16 protein-coding genes are annotated in these 17071 nt (G+C 50.1%); all 16 read right to left on the bottom strand.

Annotation, left to right across the window (positions count from 1 at the left end; all coding sequences use genetic code 11):
* Window positions 1-3 precede the first annotated feature (3 nt).
* The 16 genes from ACE418_RS03905 to rpsM all read right to left on the bottom strand — a co-directional run bounded on the left by ACE418_RS03905 (window position 4) and on the right by rpsM (window position 17059).
* On the bottom strand, window positions 4-978 hold the full coding sequence (locus ACE418_RS03905; RefSeq protein ID WP_416449415.1) for a glycosyltransferase family 2 protein: 975 nt from the start codon (window positions 976-978) through the stop codon (window positions 4-6).
* A 22-nt stretch (window positions 979-1000) separates the two neighbouring features.
* Complete coding sequence (locus ACE418_RS03910; RefSeq protein ID WP_416449416.1) at window positions 1001-1969, bottom strand: glycosyltransferase; 969 nt, start codon at window positions 1967-1969, stop codon at window positions 1001-1003.
* Window positions 1970-1995: 26 nt separating this feature from the next.
* Window positions 1996-3456 carry a B12-binding domain-containing radical SAM protein gene (locus ACE418_RS03915; RefSeq protein WP_416449417.1) on the bottom strand — a complete coding sequence of 487 codons (1461 nt, stop codon included), beginning with the start codon at window positions 3454-3456 and terminating at the stop codon, window positions 1996-1998.
* The gene (locus tag ACE418_RS03920) at window positions 3456-4376 is read right to left on the bottom strand and encodes a glycosyltransferase family 2 protein (RefSeq protein ID WP_416449418.1); all 921 of its coding nucleotides are present in this window, start codon (window positions 4374-4376) and stop codon (window positions 3456-3458) included. The genes ACE418_RS03915 and ACE418_RS03920 overlap by 1 nt, the downstream gene beginning before the upstream one ends.
* Window positions 4377-4451: 75 nt before the next feature.
* Window positions 4452-5834: a sugar transferase gene (locus ACE418_RS03925; protein ID WP_416449419.1), complete on the bottom strand. Its 1383-nt coding sequence runs from the start codon at window positions 5832-5834 to the stop codon at window positions 4452-4454.
* Between the two features lie 646 nt (window positions 5835-6480).
* On the bottom strand, window positions 6481-7179 hold the full coding sequence (locus ACE418_RS03930) for a CpsD/CapB family tyrosine-protein kinase (protein WP_416449420.1): 699 nt from the start codon (window positions 7177-7179) through the stop codon (window positions 6481-6483).
* A complete protein-coding gene (locus tag ACE418_RS03935) occupies window positions 7167-8624 on the bottom strand; it encodes a GumC family protein (protein WP_416449421.1) in 1458 nt (485 codons plus the stop codon). Before ACE418_RS03935 ends, ACE418_RS03930 begins: the two co-directional genes overlap by 13 nt.
* A 26-nt stretch (window positions 8625-8650) precedes the next feature.
* On the bottom strand, window positions 8651-9307 hold the full coding sequence (locus tag ACE418_RS03940) for a polysaccharide biosynthesis/export family protein (RefSeq protein ID WP_416449422.1): 657 nt from the start codon (window positions 9305-9307) through the stop codon (window positions 8651-8653).
* Window positions 9308-9326: 19 nt separating this feature from the next.
* Window positions 9327-10121, bottom strand: coding sequence for a tyrosine-protein phosphatase (locus ACE418_RS03945; protein ID WP_416449423.1), 795 nt, complete (start codon window positions 10119-10121; stop codon window positions 9327-9329).
* Between the two features lie 1059 nt (window positions 10122-11180).
* Entirely contained in the window at window positions 11181-12710 is a 1530-nt protein-coding gene (locus tag ACE418_RS03950; protein ID WP_416449424.1) for a capsule assembly Wzi family protein, read from the bottom strand.
* Window positions 12711-12914: 204 nt separating this feature from the next.
* On the bottom strand, window positions 12915-13391 hold the full coding sequence (locus ACE418_RS03955; RefSeq protein WP_416449425.1) for an 8-oxo-dGTP diphosphatase: 477 nt from the start codon (window positions 13389-13391) through the stop codon (window positions 12915-12917).
* Between the two features lie 4 nt (window positions 13392-13395).
* On the bottom strand, window positions 13396-13818 hold the full coding sequence (locus tag ACE418_RS03960) for a DUF3783 domain-containing protein (RefSeq protein WP_416449426.1): 423 nt from the start codon (window positions 13816-13818) through the stop codon (window positions 13396-13398).
* Between the two features lie 1065 nt (window positions 13819-14883).
* Complete coding sequence (gene rplQ / locus ACE418_RS03965) at window positions 14884-15222, bottom strand: 50S ribosomal protein L17 (RefSeq protein WP_014015763.1); 339 nt, start codon at window positions 15220-15222, stop codon at window positions 14884-14886.
* Window positions 15223-15239: 17 nt separating this feature from the next.
* Window positions 15240-16220, bottom strand: coding sequence for a DNA-directed RNA polymerase subunit alpha (locus tag ACE418_RS03970; RefSeq protein ID WP_416449427.1), 981 nt, complete (start codon window positions 16218-16220; stop codon window positions 15240-15242).
* 52 nt (window positions 16221-16272) lie between these two features.
* Window positions 16273-16662 (bottom strand): 30S ribosomal protein S11, encoded by a 390-nt coding sequence (gene rpsK / locus ACE418_RS03975; protein ID WP_014015761.1) that lies wholly within the window; start codon window positions 16660-16662, stop codon window positions 16273-16275.
* Between the two features lie 28 nt (window positions 16663-16690).
* Entirely contained in the window at window positions 16691-17059 is a 369-nt protein-coding gene (gene rpsM / locus ACE418_RS03980; RefSeq protein ID WP_014015760.1) for a 30S ribosomal protein S13, read from the bottom strand.
* Window positions 17060-17071 lie beyond the last annotated feature (12 nt).

Genomic DNA, 17071 nt, shown 5'->3' on the forward strand with positions numbered 1-17071 from the left:
AGCTCATTTGCTAAATGCCCTTTTATAATAAAATTTGGCAAAAATATCCTTGAATATGTTTCTAATCGCTTGTCTACTATCTACACAATATTTAAAATACATCTTCCAACTAATAAAAGAATATTTGAAACAGATATATTGGATTCTATTCTCTATAAACTTCAATAATTGATTAACATTGTTTTTAAAATCTGAATCAATATTATCTGAATAGTGATAGCAAAGAACATTCAATACCGTTTTACGATTTTCAATTTGTTGCACATGTTTTTTTACAGATTCTCTAGCTTTTGTACGCCAAAGATGGATACCTTGATGAAAGGTCCGAACTTCACCACCAATTTGATTATTTCCCTGCCGATATTTCATCAAAGGCTGAGAAATGGGAAGAATCCCTCCCGAAATAGCAGCTACCAATGCCAACCACTCATCATGAACAGCTTCCTTGGGAAAAGGAGAAGCTGTTCTAAAAAGTTCTCGGCGAAATGCACACGCACTTCCTTGTACAACATTTCCTAATAGTAACCTTTTATATCCAGTCCGTGAAAAATCATCAGGATTAAAACTCAACAAATGCCAAAAAGAAGGGTGTAACAATTGTAACCGCTGGTCTACTAAAACAGCATCATGAAACACCAACTTAATTTCTGGATGATTCAGGAATACCTGATAAATGATTTCAATTTTTTTTAAATCCCAAACATCATCTTGATCGCTTAAAAAAATAACATCTCCTGTGCACAAACTAATAGCTTTTTGAAAATTTAACCGATATCCTAAGTTATGAGTATTTTTAATAATCTTCACATTGCCCGACCAGGTTCTTAGAACTTCTTCTGCTTTTTGAATAGTGTTATCCTGTGAACAATCATCACATATAACAATCTCATCAGGCTGCTTAGTTTGACCTATGATACTATTTAACTGTTCTTCAATAAATGCTTCCCCATTATAGGTACACATTGCTACTGAAATCACGATATACACTCCTTAAATCCACTTACCGATAGCCCAACACACGTACTTCTTTACGAATCATATTTACGATTCCAGAAAATAAAGTATCTGGAATAAAAGGCAGCATCAACTCAAAAATAGTGATTGTTGGGCGCGTTTTAATAAAAGACAATAAATGAATAAAGGAACGAATGCCATGATGTTTACTATACGCTTCTCTAGCTCTAATCCAAGCAGCTTCTGTCTGATACATATCTTCGCAAGGTAAATGTTGAATAAGAAAATCAAAAAAGCTAACTTCTCGAGTCAGTTTTATACGATAGTAATCTCTTTTATTCGAAATGCCATGTAAAGTTTGGCTATTATTGGAACCATGAACGCGATGCTGTATTAAACAATCAGATATATAACAAAAATCGCCTAATGCCAACGCGTACATTTCTAGCCATTGGTCATGATAGACCATCGTGGGAAAAGGAACCGCTGCTTTCGCAGCTTCCGTTGTCATCATCATAGCGCAGCCTACGTTCCAGCTCTTAACTAAAAACGTTTTTTCTTGATATGCTTTATTATTTATTTTTTCTATACATGCAGGATAAATGCTTTTACGTATAACTTTACTTTCTTCATTAATTAACTCGACATCAGAATGACAGCAAGTACATTTAGGATGGCATTTCATGAACTCAACCATGACTGAAACTTTATTTGTCATCCAAATATCATCTTGATCACTATAGGCAATATACTTTCCATTCGCATGTTTTGTTAATTCTTCAAAAGCTCGAGTTACACCATTATTGTGACCGTTATCTAAAATTTGGTATGGTATATTAGTTATATATCGAGAAACAATATCTTGTCCATCAAAATCCTGCGGACTATCATTCCAAATCAATAATTCTAATGGCCGATAGTCTTGATTATTTATAGATTGTAATTGCTTAATAAACCAATCTATATTGGGCTTATATACAGCCATCGCCACTGTGACCATCGATTTTTCATTCATGTTATGAAAACTCCTATCAAGTATATTTAACGTTTAAACAAAGTTTGTTTCAATTTACCAAAGGCCTTCAAAGAACGTTTTAAGTCTTCTGGATCTTTTAACCCCATATACAAACGGTGCAAGATATAGCGCGGACGTAAATAATATTTCCGCCTTGCATACGAGCAGAAGGCTACGAGGTCATCTGCCGATAAACCAGGAATATTCAAGACACAGCTTACCGTACCATCTTCATGACAATATTCGTCATAGTTCCCAGAAATGTAGCCATTACTTTTAGCCCAGTCATAAGCTTCGGTTCCTGGATATGGAATAAGTGGAAAGAACTGCGCTGTGTCCGTATTAAACTTAAGGGCAGCCTGTAAAGTCCGTTCCATCGTTTCTCGAGTTTCTCCCTGGTTCCCTACCATATAGCATGCGTGGACTAAGAGCCCTGCTTTTTTTGCATTATGCATATATTCTGTAATCTGTTTTAATGTCGTCCCTTTATGGATATTTTTTAGGATTTGCTGATTAAAACTTTCAACCCCAGGAATTAGCAAGCGGCACCCCGCTTTTCGCATCATCTTCATGGTATCATAGTCCAGATTGACACGAGCATTGCACAACCAGCGGAAGCGCTTATGCAGGCCTTTATCAATCAGCATCTGACAAATTTCCATGACGCGCGCTTTATCAATAGTAAACGTATCATCTTCAATGACAATTTCTTTGACTTCTGGGAATTCTTTGGCAATATATTCAAATTCAGCCACAACGTTTTCAGCACTGCGTTTACGGTAAACATGTCCATGCATGACCTGAGGATACACACAATAATTACAACGAGCTGGACATCCTCTTCCGGTAAATATCTGAATAGCCGGATAAGTAGCTGCTGGAAAGGCATAATCATAAACATCTAAGTGTTCTTTGATAAATTTAGCAGCCATGGGAATATCATCCAAATCAACAATAGGATTACGGTCTGGATTATTTATAATGCCAGAGGCTGTTTTATAAGAAATTCCTTGAACCGCTTTCCAATCTTTCCCGTCACGTAAGCAAGTAGCCAATTCCAAAATAGTCGTATCATATTCACGACGCGCAATGATATCTACAGCTGTCGCTTTAGTCAGCGTTTCTTCAACTGTTGCTGTCGGATGCGTACCTACCATAACAATCTGAGATTGGGGATATAATTTTTTCACTTCTGCTGCAAAATGGATATCACTATTAATAGAAGGCGTACTCGTATCGAGAACAAAAAGCGGGGTATCTTTTGCTTCTTTAGCAACAATGTCAAGGCACGTCTTTTCATCAAATTGTTTCGCTGGAGCATCAATGAAAATAATGTTGAATCCATTTTTTTCAGCTAATGCCGCTGCATAAATAAGCCACAATGGATAATATAAAACGCCACTATGACCAATTGCCGGGCTACGGGATTCTCTTGAAAACTTCCCATATTCAGCTTTAAATGGTGGATTGATAAAACAGATGTTCATTAATGTTCTCCCCTTCTCAAATAGTGCTTTATGACACCATGGTAAATGTAATAACTCATATACAAACTTGATTGCAATACATTTAGATGCTGACTTTTCCGATATACCTGCCAAGTCCAGGTTAGGCTTTTCCATTTATTGCTAGTCAATGACCCATTTTCTTTTCGATAATAGGCTAATTCTTTTGGCAAGGAATAGGCTTTTCCGCCTTGCTTTAAGATGTTGAGCCAAGTGATGTAGTCTTCATGTCTCTGGGACGGCATGACAATGTCATGTACCTGACTACGATCAATCATGACCGTTAAACAACCGATATCATTGCCTTTTAAAAGCCCTCTATAGTCAACGGCTGTTTTCGTTTTAACCAGATTCCCTAAATGATGAATGTCGCCACTAAATTGGCGATACCAGGTATAGGTGAATGCATAGTGATACTTCTGCATAAAACTTACTTGATTAAACAATTTCCGAGGATGCCACAAATCATCACTGTCCAGAAAAGCCAAGTACTGTCCTTGAGCTTCTGAAATCCCCTTATTTCGGGCACATGCAACGCCCTGATTTGTTGGCAACCGGTAGTAACGAATCCGCTGGTCTTCAAATTCATGGGCAATACTTTCTATATCTTCCTCTGAACAATCGTCGATGATTAATAACTCCCAATTAGGATACGTCTGATGGCAAACCGACTGAATGCTGTCTCGGATTGTTTTACTGCTATTGTAAGCCGGCATGATAATGCTGACTAAAGGTACTTCATAAGACATAATGATGAATCCATCCTTTGTAAAAATAGGAAGAAACTCTCCGCCACTTTGTGGCACCTCCAGCACGGCTCTCCGTTTTGGCAACCATCTTGAGGAAGAACCTCTCCGCCACTTCGTGGCACCTCCAGCACGGCTCTCCGTTTTGGCAACCATCTTGCGCTTCCCTGCGGTCAGCACCTGATGGGCCAAAAAGGGCCTATCAGGGGAGGCTTTGTGGGAGGCTTAGGTTTAGCGCTGGAATTTGCTTAGGTCCAGGTCTTTACCGCTGACGTCTTTGCCTTCGGTGGCGCTCTTGGTGACTAGGATCTTGATAGTCTGGATCATGATGATGAAGTCTTCCCAGATGCTGTAGTTTTCGATGTACATCAGGTCGTAGACGAGTTTGTCATACGGCGTGGTGTTGTATTTGGCAAAGACCTGGGCCAGGCCGGTGATGCCCGGTTTGACGTTATGGCGATAAGCGTATTCGGGGTTTTCTTTCTTGAATTGTTCGACAAAGAAGGGCCGTTCCGGTCTTGGGCCGACGAGGCTCATGTCGCCGTTGAGGACGTTGAGGATCTGCGGCAGTTCATCCAGGCGGGTGGCACGGATGAATTTGCCGACTTTGGTAATGCGCGGGTCGTCTTCCGTCGCCAGCTGGGGACCGGAATATTTTTCCGCATCGACGCGCATGGAACGGAATTTATAGACCTTATACTCTTTGCCAAAGCGGCCGACGCGAACCTGGCTGTAAAGAACGGGGCCGCCGTCGCCGAGCTTGATAGCCAGGGCAACAGGGATGGCGAAAGGCAAGGCGAAAATAGACGCAAGACCGGCCACGATGATGTCGACGGTACGCTTGACAGCCCGCTGTTCCACGCTGAGGCGCAAACTCTTGGGCCGGAAGACGGGGACGTCGTCGATTTTCTGCAGCATGGCGCCGTTACAGAAGATTTCGTAAGAGCCGGGGATGATGTACGGCTGGATTTCCTTATCCGTACAGTAGTTGACGATATCCGCCTTGGTCGTAATGGGGATATCTGAGCAGATGATGAGCGTGTCGATGTCACAGGATTCCAATTCTTTCCGCCAATCTTTCTGTGGGTCCATGACGACGTGCTGGAGCTGCAACTTGAGCTGTGGCTGAGCACTCATGCGGTAATAGACATGACGGCATTCATCTTCGTTGCCCATAATCATGACACGGCGTACGGGATGAAGGCTCTGTTCCCAATGCTGGACGGCCCGCTTCCAAAAGCCGAGCAGGACAAACTGCACAGCCGTACTGGAAGCGATCAAGACCCGGGAATAAGCAAACTCATGAATGACGAAGCTCAAGGCCATGATGAGGATGAGGACCAAAAACAAGCTGACGGCCAGGCTGATCAGGACTTCGCTGAAGCGCTTGTGCTCAATCGTATACAGGCCATTGATGCTGAACAGCATGACCGTAAAGATGATAGCAATAGGCAGCATCCCCGAGTATAAGACCGAGTGTATTTCCCTCGCACTGGGCGGGATAATCAGATAGGTCAGGAGTATGTAAGTTAGGGTGATGATAGTCACGTCACCGAGTAAACCGAAAAGTTTACGTGACGTAGGATAGACACGGGTCTTCATGACCTCATTCATTCCTTTCGTAAGTGATCGCGGAGCCACCCTATCGGGCGTTCCGCAGGGGTTAGCAGTTAGGGGCTAGGGGTTAGGGACTGGAGACGGTGTCTCTGTTCTCATGATAGTGTAATTGGTTGTTAACAGTTAGCCGCTAGCTGTTAGGGGTTAGGCTGCGAATCGGGCTCGCTGACGCATCGCCGCTCCGTTCGGATTCAGATGCTGCTTCGCAGCGTCAGGTTCACGCGATTGTATGGCGCAGGAGCGCCTGGAATGGCGGCTTATCGCCTTTTCGGCGATGTCGCGCGCGTTTTTTTGCCGATAGTTCCCGAGACGAGATGCACAGCGTTCGCGCGGGCGCCCCGCGTGGGCGCCCGCTATGCGCCGCAGGGGGCATCCGAGGACGCATTGTCAGTCTGAGTCTAAAGGCGCGCAGCGCCATCTGAGTCCGAGGCGGACTGCGGACTGCGAACTGCGGACGGCGCCTACGAGAAAGAACCCCTCCGCCCCTTTGGGGCACCTCCCCTTCGCAGGGGAGGCTACGCGCTGAGGGTATCCCGAAGCGTCGTTGTCAGTTTGAGTCTGTCGCAGCGGTACGCTGCATCTGAGTCCGAGGCGGACTGCGGACTGCCGACTGCGGACGGCGGGCCGCCGGTTATGGCGGCCCCTACCTTCTCCGGCGCTTTTTGTGGTGTTCTTCGTCGTAATAGTAGTAGTAATAGTAGCCGCTGCGGCGTTTCTGGGGGACTTTGTTGAGGATGACGCCGAGGATGTTGGCGTGGACTTTTTCCAGGAGTTCTTTGGCTTGTTTGCCTTCGTCCGGGCTGATGTCGCCACTGCCCAGGACGAGGATGGTACCATCGACCCGGCTGCTCATGAGGGCAGCATCGGTGACGGCCAGGACTGGCGGCATATCGAGGAAAACGTAATCGTAAGTTTCAGCAGCTTCCTGCAGCAAAGCCTCCATCTTTTTCGAGCCCAGGAGTTCAGCCGGGTTCGGCGGGATGGGGCCGCTGGTAACGATGTCGAGGTTGGGGAAGACGTCGGCCTGGATGACTTCTTTCAGTGGCCAGTCTTCGGCAAAGCAGTTGCTCAGGCCCCGGTTGAGCAGGCTGAAACGGCGATGGACGACGGGTTTACGCATGTCGCAGTCGATGAGCAGGATTTTTTTATTGTCCTGCCCGATGGCAATGGCCAGGTTGGCGACGGTCGTCGACTTCCCTTCGCCGGGAACGGCCGACGTAAAGACGATGGTCTTTACGGTCTTGCCGGCACCAGAAAACTGTAAGTTCGTCCGGATGGCTCGATAGGCTTCGGCTACCGGCGACCGGCTGTCATAATGGGTGATGAAATCTATTTCCGCCATAATTTCCTCCTAATTTTCGACCACAGACCCTCGTTGCCGCCTTTTTCTACCTGCAAGGTATTGGTATCGGGAATCATGCCCAGGACAGGCAGACCCAGTTCTTTTTCCACATCTTCGGCGGTCCGTATCTTGCGATACATGAGAGATTGGACGATGACCGTTCCCATGCCGACGATGAGGCCTAACAAGGTCATGATGGCCATGACCAGGACTTTCCGCGGCTTAATCGGTTTTTCTGGCAGTGTAGCCGCATCGATGACCTGTACTTCATTCGGAACCATGACTTCGGCAACCTTGGCTTCTTCCAGTCGTTTAGCCAGCATGACATAGATTTCGTTGGATACATCGGCATCGCGCTTGACGCGGACGAAGCCCTGTTCTTTTTCCGGCAGCGACGAGATGATGGCATCGTTTTCCGAATCCATCTGGTCCAGGGCCGTCTTTTTGCTCTGAGCGACGGCGATGGCCGCTTCGTTCTTGAATTTATCGGCCAGTAAGCCCTGCTGGACGCTGTTGCTGGACGGTGCCTGCTGGGCGACGATCTTACTGATTTCCTGATTCAGGGAATCGCGGGTGGAATTAATCTGATTATTTATTTCCTGCATCTTCGGATGTTCGTCCGTGTATTTGCCGACGTAGCTGGCCTTGGTCGCTTCCAACTGGGCCAGCTGGGTCTTATACTGCTGGATAGCCGGGCTATCGGCAATGGAGACGCCGGCCGAACTGAGCTGTTCGTTGACGCTCTTCAAGCCGGCCTGGGCCGTTTCCAGGTTGAGCTGGTTTTCGGCCTTGGCCTTGTCGACGATGTTCAGCTTATCCGTGAGCTGCTTCATCTGGTCATCTGTCGAGTACATCTTATTGGCGGCCTGGTACTGCTGTAATTTATCTTCGGCCTGGCTTAGTTCCTCTTTAGAGGCGCCGAGACGCTGTTCCAGGAACTCGCGGGTCCGCTTCTGTTCGTCATGGCTCAGTTCGGTCAGGCGGTTCATGAAGCCCTGGACGATGAGATTATTGGCCTTCTGGGCCTGTTCCGGCGACTTACCGGTGACGTCGACTTCCAAGATTTCCGTATCTTTATACGGCTTAGTGACGATATGCTTTTTGACGTAGCTTTCATAGTCTGGCAATTCGCCGTCGTCATTGCGTTCTTCCGTCTTTTCGATGACAGGCATGACGACGTTGCGGCTCTTGAGGATTTCCGCGTCGGTCATCATGCGCTGCTTATCATCCAGGGTATTCCCCCCGGACACCTTAGACATCAGCGAATCGCCCAGGCCCTTATCCTGCTTGATACGCAGCAGTGACGTCGACTGATACACCGGCGACGCGATGAGCAGATAGGCCCCGCCGGCAATCATGAAGGCCGCCGTGATGGCTGCGATTTTCTTTTTATTGGCCATGACGACTTGAAAGAGGTCTTTCAAATCAATGGTTATTTCTTCCACCCTGTTCAACTCCTGTACGGTAAATACTAATTGTTATCTAAGTTGTCTTTCGCTTCGGTAATCATGTAAATACTGCTGAAGATCGGCGCAATATCACGGGCAAAGTCGATGCGATGGTTCTTGGTCAGGTAAAGGATGTCCCCTTCGCGGAGGGTGACATTCTGCGACATATCGCCGGTTTTGAGCATGTTATTGAGATTAATGGGAATGAGCGATTTCGGCTGGTCCTGATGGATGAGGAAAATCTTCTTCTTCGCCGTATCCCGCGTAAAGCCCTGAGCTGCACCGATAGCATCGATGACGGTATGGCCCTTTTCCAGTTCCACGGCACCGGGCTTCTTGACTTCGCCAAAGACATAGACCCGGACGCGGCCTAACTTGGAAATGTTGACGGATACATCGGGATCGACGATATAGCGGGCCAGGCCCTGCTGCAGGACGTTGGTGAACTGGGAGACCGTCATGCCTTCGGCGTGGATTTCCCCGACTAAGGGAAAGGACACGTTGCCATCGGGCCGGACGACGAAGGGCGACTGGTTGGTCGATGAATTGCCCAGGTCCTGCTGCTGCGTGACGACGATGTTGAGCTCATCGCCAGGCCGCATATAATACTCTTCAGCACAGGCCGTCCCGGTCCACAAAGCGGTTACGGCAGCCAGTGCCAGTATACTTTTCTTTAACATCTGTATTCACATCCTATGTTCAACCAAAGAGACGATGGAAAAAGCCTTTTTTCTCCTTTTGCCAGTGCGACGGCAAATCGGGATAAAAGACGCGGTTCTTCAAGATACATTCGGCATTGCGCGTCGCCGTGTTCCAAAGATTGACGTGCTGCTTGTCCTTGGCTGCCAGGCGGTCCAGTTCTTCATGGGCCTCACGGATATCGGTTGTGCGGAATTCCACCCGGTGTCCGTCGCTGCCGAGGAAGTGGATCATGCCGTTGCGGTAAAGGTCGCGGACGCGCTGCTGCAACTTCGAGCCGAAATAGCCCGTGAAACTGCCTGTATTGCATTGAGCCAGGACGCCCTTATTCATCCATGCCAGAAGCGTTTCCGGGCGCTCCATGAGGCGCTCATAGCGTTCTACGTGGGCCAGAAGTGGCAGGAACCCGCGCATTTGCAGCTCATAAATCATCTTTTCGACGATATCCGGCTGAGACTGGTCGGTCAGTTCCAACATGACATAACGGCTGCCAGCCAGACAATAGTCGTCGTGATTTTCCTTCATGAAACGCAACGTGTCGCCGTTCAGTTCCACTTCCGCACCCGTATAGATACGGATAGGGATCTGGGCCTTATCCGCTTCCTCCTGAAGGGCTGCCACCTTGTCAAGGATCGTCTGCCAGGCCGGAATATGGCCCTGGCGGTTGACATGAGGCGTAGCAATAATATCCGTGACTCCAGAATCGACAGACATGCGCAGCATCTGCAGCGACATATCCAAGGATTCAGAGCCATCATCAATGTCGTATAAAATATGTGAGTGAATATCTATCATGATTGTTCTCCGTTTGGGGCCGGGGCCCCTGTCGTTCATCGTAGGTCGTTCATCGTTCGTCGTTATGGGGCCGATGCCCCCGCTGTCCGCAGGCCGCATGCGCCCTTTATAGGGCGCGCTGTTCGCAGGCCGCAGGCCGCAGGTCGTGGGCGCCCTTATGGGGCGCGCTGTTCGCAGGTCGCAGGTCGCGAATTATCGCCTTCGGCGATGCGTTCGTCGTTCGTCGTAGGTCGTTCGTCGTTATGCCTCCCCTTATAGGGGAGGTGGCCTGAAAGGCCGGAGAGGTTGGTTGGTCGTGGGCGCCCTTATAGGGCGCGCTGTTCGCAGGCCGCATGCGCCCTTTATAGGGCGCGCTGTTCGCAGGCCGCAGTTCGCGAAAATCATGCCACATGGCCCTGTTGAGTATATATCCAACTGTTCGCGACGGGCCGCCCTACCTCCGGGACGGCCCCTACGATGGCCCCGGGCGGGGCCTGTCGTTCGTCGTTATGCCTCCCCTTATAGGGGAGGTGGCCTGAAAGGCCGGAGAGGTTGGTTGGTCGTGGGCGCGCTGTTCGCAGACCGCAGACCGCTGTTCGCAAAACCATGCCACATTGACCAGCTTGGGTATATAGCTGGCTGGTCGCTGTAAGAACCTCTCAGTCAGCTTCGCTGACAGCTCCAGCACGGCTCTCCGTTTTGGCAACCGTCCTGCACTTCCCTCCGGTCAGTCCATGACGGGCCAAAAAGGGCCTATCAGGGGAGCCTATGCGCCCCGGTCGGGGCATTATTTACGAGCCGAGGGTCGTGATACATTATCCCGCACCTGTAGGGGCGACCACGTGGGGCGCCCGTTACGCGCTGAGGGTACCCCGAAGCGTCGTTGTCAGTTTGAGTCTGTCGCCGCGCAGCGGCATCCGTAGGGGACGCCCAAAGGGCGTACCGCTACGCGCTGAGGGTACCCCGAAGCGTCGTTGTCAGTTTAAGTCTGTCGCCGCGCAGCGGCATCTGAGTCCGAGGCGGCCTGCGAAACCTCTCAGTCAGCTTCGCTGACAGCTCTCCTATCAAGAGAGCCGTATTCTAATACCTCCACTGGATGGTGGCGGTGGCGAATTTGTCGTGGTCTGTATGTACTGTGAAGTCGGCGTTTTCTACGTTGGCATAGCCAATGATGCCGTTGAGGTAGACGTCCTGGCCGAGTTTTGTCTGACCGGTGAGGCCGAATTCATTGACTGTGGGATGGATGTGCATGCCCCGTTCCATTTCGGTCCGCTGGGCATAGAGGCCGATGGATGTTTCGTTGGGCAAATAGTGGCGGATGGCGCCGTAATATTTGCGGGCATCGCGTCCCATAGCATCGCCCATGATGGCGTCATGATAGGTCCAGCCATTATTGAAGCGCTGGTGGCCATACCAGGCATCGCTGGTATCGGCCATTTCCAAGGTCATGTCCCAGGAGCCGTCACGAGTCAGTTTCGGCAGGTAGATGCCGGCCCGGTATGCGACTTTGGACGGCATATAGTGCGACTGGTCTTCGCCGTAGAGTTCGCCATAGAAGGTGACGCCAGGCAGGCTCAGGCGGAAGTCGCCGCCGGCGATGTCGTCCCAGCGGTCCTTATCGGCATCGTCATTGCGGCCATAGAGCCAATGGCCCCAGTCGGAGCTATCCAGGCCATTGCCGTCACCGCCGAGCATGGACAGGCGGGACAGGCCGAAGGTGAAGTATGATGTCGGCGAAAAGTCGGCGCGGATGCCGATGAGGCCGGCATTATCATAATCTGTCAATCCCCGGGCAGCCGCGCGGTCAGACCGGTCGCCTTCGAGGAAGCCGTAGAAGAGATGGACGTCAGCCTGACCGAGGAATCGGAAGAAGCCGCCGACGCGCTGGGGTTCGACGAAATGAGCCTGGATGGTCGTCAAGGGGCGCATATTGTTCCCTAATGCCAAGTTCCCCGTTTCTCCCTGCCCCCAGGTCATGGCTTCTTTGCCGGCTTCAAAAGCCCAGATGCCAGCACGGGTCTTGATATAGCCTTCTTCCAGGCTGGCGCTGAAATCGTTGTCCTTGTCATAGCTGAAGCGGGGCCGCAGGGCGATAGCCGTTTCATGGCCGATGTTCCCGGAAATTTCAGCTTCCAAGATGCCATTGCCGTCACGGCCATATTTATAGCCATTGCGATTGGCGCCAAAAGTCTGCCAACCTGCGTTGACAGCGCGGCTATAGGAATGGCGCGCTGTATCCGAAATCTGGGCCGCTGCCGTCAGCGAGACCGAGCGGAGTTTCAGCGGGTCATAGGTCTTTTCTCCACGCAGGGTGGCCACTTCCGGCGCTACGTACTGCGCCAGGGCATCAACCTGATCTGCCAGGTATTTCGGCATCGGTTTGGTCTGTGCCTTATCCTGAGCCTGGACGACCCACTGAGCCATCTGCATCCGGCTGTACGGTTTGGCCCCATTGGGCATGGTATCGAGATACCCCATGGCACTCAATTTTTCGATATAGCCATAATATGGGCTATCTACGGAAACGTTGGCCGTCGTCGCCGGCGCAGCCAATACACTCGCCGTCATGCCCAGACTCAGCATGATGGCGCTCATTAAAGTCTTTTTCATCCTTTTCACCGCCATTAACCTTCGTTGCTTATATATAGTCATTAATTTTATATTTTCTATATATAAAATATTTCATATTAACACTTTATAAGTGTAGAATAAATGCCCCAGCCATGTCAAGACCCTGATTTTGTCATAACTGTCACAAAAATGCCAAAAAACGACAGATGGTGTCCATTTGTCGTTTTTTGGCAATCTACGCAGTTATATAGAATTTATATGGTATAATTCCATATGTTGTATATGTTCATTGTCTTCAGCAAAGGTAATGATGCCTTTTACTTTTTCTTTTTTCAGCAGCATAGGAATCCAGGTCCGGTCGCCTTTCCACATGTCATCGTAGGGAAGGGCTGCCGGTTCGAACCACTGCGGTTCCATTTCTTCGGTTTCCCGGACCGTCCCCTGCCATTGGCGGAGAAAGTAGACGAAACCGATGTGGTCCAGGTCCGGCGAGGCCGAGAAGTGGAAGTCCAGGAAGCCAACGAGCTCCAGGTCTTCTTCCCGGGCGATGAGGCCCGTTTCTTCCCGGAGTTCCCGGACGGCGCACTGCAGGAAGTTTTCACCGGCTTCGATCTTGCCGCCAAAGCCGTTCCATTTGCTGACGCCGAAACCGCGCTTCTTGCGGCCTAATAAAAGTTTCCCGTCCGATCGGACGGGAAAGCAAAGTGTCGTAGGACGCATGGTCTTACCTCTTTTTATGGAAATATTCGTGTTCTTTCGACAATTCCTGCAAAATCGTTTCGATAGTCCAGGAAATGTTATTCGGCGTCAACATGGCCTTGAGGGGCACGTTCTTCAGGCGCCCCCGGCGGATACTGCTCAGGAGCAGGTTGACAGCCTGATTGTCAAAACCACAGAGAATCAACGCTTCCTTAGTGACAGGCGGAAGTTTTTCATCTTCGTTCATCTGTTCGTGAACCTTGGTCTGTTCCGTTTCCTGTTTCATCGCGGCGATTTCAGCGATTTCTTCGTCAGTCAGTCCCAGGACTTTGCCGACGGTTTCGCTCTTTTCAGCTTCCGTAACGGCCTTGACTTTCGACTTCGTCAACAGGGCCAGGAGCTTGACCTGGTCCAGGCGTTCCGGTGTAAAGTTGACAGCTAACATCATACGATATGGCATTTGTATCACTCCTTTGTATCGTTCATCGTAGTTCGTAGGTCGTTCGTCGTTATGCCTCCCCTTATAGGGGAGGTGGCCTAAAAGGCCGGAGAGGTTGGTTGGTCGTGGGCGCCCTTATGGGGCGCGCTGTTCGCAGACCGCAGGTCGCGAATTATCGCCTTCGGCGATGCGTTCGTCGTTCGTCGTAGGTCGTTCATTGTGGGCGCCCTTATAGGGCGCGCTGTTCGCAGGCCGCATGCGCCCTTTATAGGGCGCGCTGTTCGCAGGCCGCAGTTCGCGAAAATCATGCCACATGGCCCTGTTGAGTATATATCCAACTGTTCGCGACGGGCCGCCCTACCTCCGGGACGGCCCCTACGATGGCCCCGGGCGGGGCCTGTCGTTCGTCGTTATGCCTCCCCTTATAGGGGAGGTGGCCTAAAAGGCCGGAGAGGTTGGTCGGTCGTGGGCGCCCTTATAGGGCGCGCTGTTCGCAGACCGCTGTTCGCAAAACCATGCCACATGGACCAGCTTAGTGTATAGCCAACTGGTCGCGGCGGGCCGCCCTACCTCCGGGACGGCCCCTACGATGGCCCCGGTCGGGGCCTGTCGTTCGTCGTAGTTCGTAGGTCGTTCGTCGTTATGCCTCCCCTTATAGGGGAGGTGGCCTAAAAGGCCGGAGAGGTTGGTTGGTCGTGGGCGCCCTTATGGGCGCGCTGGTCGCAGACCGCAGACCGCTGTTCGCGAAACCATGCCACATGGACCCTATTGGTGTATGGCCGTCTGATCACGGCGGGCCGCCCTACCTCCGGGACGGCCCCTACGATGGCCCCGGTCGGGGCATTATTTACGAGCCGAGGGTCGTGATACGTTATCCCGCACCTGTAGGGGCGACCACGTGGGGCGCCCGCTACGCTCTGAGGGTTTCCCGAAGCGTCGTTGTCACTTTGAGTCTGACGCCGCGCAGCGGCATCTGAGTCCGAGGCGGCCTGCGGCATGCGACCGGCGGCCCCTACGCTAGAGCCATGTGCAAAAAAGGAGCTGTCTTGCGACAGCTCCTTTTTTCTTACAAGCTTATACTAATTCGATGATTACCATCGGAGCAGCATCGCCCTGACGAACGCCAGTTTTGATGATGCGAGTGTAACCGCCCTGACGATCTTTGTATTTCGGTGCAATTTCGTCAAACAGTTTTTTGACAACGTCTTCATCCATCATGTATGCCAAGACCTGACGGCGAGCGTGGAGGTCGCCGCGTTTTGCGAGGGTAAGCATTTTGTCAGCGACTTTGCGAAGTTCTTTTGCCTTTGCTTCTGTCGTTTCAATGCGTTCATGCTGGAATAAAGAGGTGACAATGCTGCGCAACAATGCTTTACGTGCGGAGCTGTCTCGTCCCAACTTTCTATAAGCCATCGTTCATCCTCCTCGAACTATTCTTCGTTACTCGATTTTAAATCGTAACCTTCTTTTTGCAACTTTTCAATGATTTCATCGACAGACTTCTTGCCGAGGTTGCGAATCTTGGACAAGTCGTCTTCCGTCCGTTCTACGAGATCACCTAAGGTGTAGATGTTCGCACGTTTCAGGCAGTTCGAAGCGCGTACGGAGAGATCGAGGACATCAATCTTGATGTCGTTGAGGTCCGGTTCTGTCGGTGCTTCCGGTTCTTCGCCATCTTTGTTGGTGAATTCGGCCAATGTGTCATTGACTTTGGCGTCGGTGGCGATGTCCTGGAAGTAGTTCAAATAGCTGATCATAATGGATGCAGCCTTGGCGACGGCGTTTTCAGCAGTGATGCTGCCATCCGTCGTCACTTCAAGCGTCAACGAATCGTAATCCATTTCGTTGCCGACCCGGATATTGCCTACTTCGTAGTTGGTGCGCACAATAGGCGAAAAAATCGAATCGATGGGGATGACCCCGATCATATCCGTTTCTTTCTTGTTCTTCGTAGAAGGAACATACCCTTTGCCGCGTTCAATGTGGCACTGCATGCGGATGTCAGCATCCGTATCCAGCGTGGCAATATGAAGATCCGGGTTCAAAATTTCAATGTCTGAGTTTACGTTAAGATCGTTTGCAGTGAATTCACATTCACCAGAGATATCGACAGTGATATCGAGTTCGTTGATATCATCGTCCAGGAATTTCATCCGAACCTGTTTGAGGTTGAGGATGATTTCCGAAACATCTTCCCGAACGCCGGGGATGGTCGAAAATTCATGGAGAACACCATCGATTTTAATCGAAGTGATTGCTACGCCATCCAGAGATGCCAGGAGGACACGCCGCAAACTATTACCCAATGTGATTCCGTAACCCCGATCGAGAGGTTCACATACGAATTTTCCATAGGTACCGTCGTCATTGATTTCGGCAGTTTTAACTTTAAACTTGTTATCATCGATCATTAGGAAAATCCTCCTATTTCAGAATCAAAACACCTTGGTTAATTATCTACGATTATACGCGTCTCCGTTTCGGCGGACGGCAGCCATTATGCGGAATAGGAGTTACGTCTTTGATGGAGTTGACTTCAAGACCTGCAGCCTGCAATGCGCGGATAGCAGCTTCACGGCCGGAACCCGGACCTTTTACGAATACTTCTACCTGACGGAGGCCATGTTCCATAGCCGCTTTAGCAGCCTGTTCAGCAGCCATCTGTGCAGCGAACGGAGTGCTCTTACGGGAACCGCGGAAACCGAGGCCGCCGGCACTTGCCCAGGACAGTGCATTGCCTTTTGCATCAGTGATCGTAACGATCGTGTTATTGAAAGTAGAACGGATATGTGCTGCGCCCGATTCTACATGTTTCTTTTCTTTTCTTTTGTTGCTTCTTACGTTCTTAGCCAAAATCGTTTCCCTCCTTACTTAAAGAATCTTATTTCTTCTTACCTGCTACAGCTTTTCTCGGGCCTTTACGGGTACGTGCGTTCGTCTTGGTGCGCTGACCGCGGACCGGAAGACCTGCACGATGACGTTTGCCGCGATACGAATTAACTTCGATCAGGCGTTTGATGTTGAGTGCTGTTTCACGGCGAAGGTCGCCTTCAACTTTATATTCAGAACCGATGACTTCACGAATTTTCTGTACTTCGTCTTCTGTCAGGTCGCGAACGCGGGTATCCGGGTTTACGCCAGTCTTAGCCAGGATCTTCTGGGAAGAAGAAAGACCGATACCTAAAATGTAAGTCAAACCAATTTCAACTCGTTTATCACGTGGTAAATCCACACCGGCTATACGTGCCATCTATTCATTCAC

Origin of the sequence: Megasphaera jansseni (genome assembly GCF_047974155.1) — a bacterium.
In the GTDB taxonomy this organism is placed as follows: domain Bacteria; phylum Bacillota; class Negativicutes; order Veillonellales; family Megasphaeraceae; genus Megasphaera.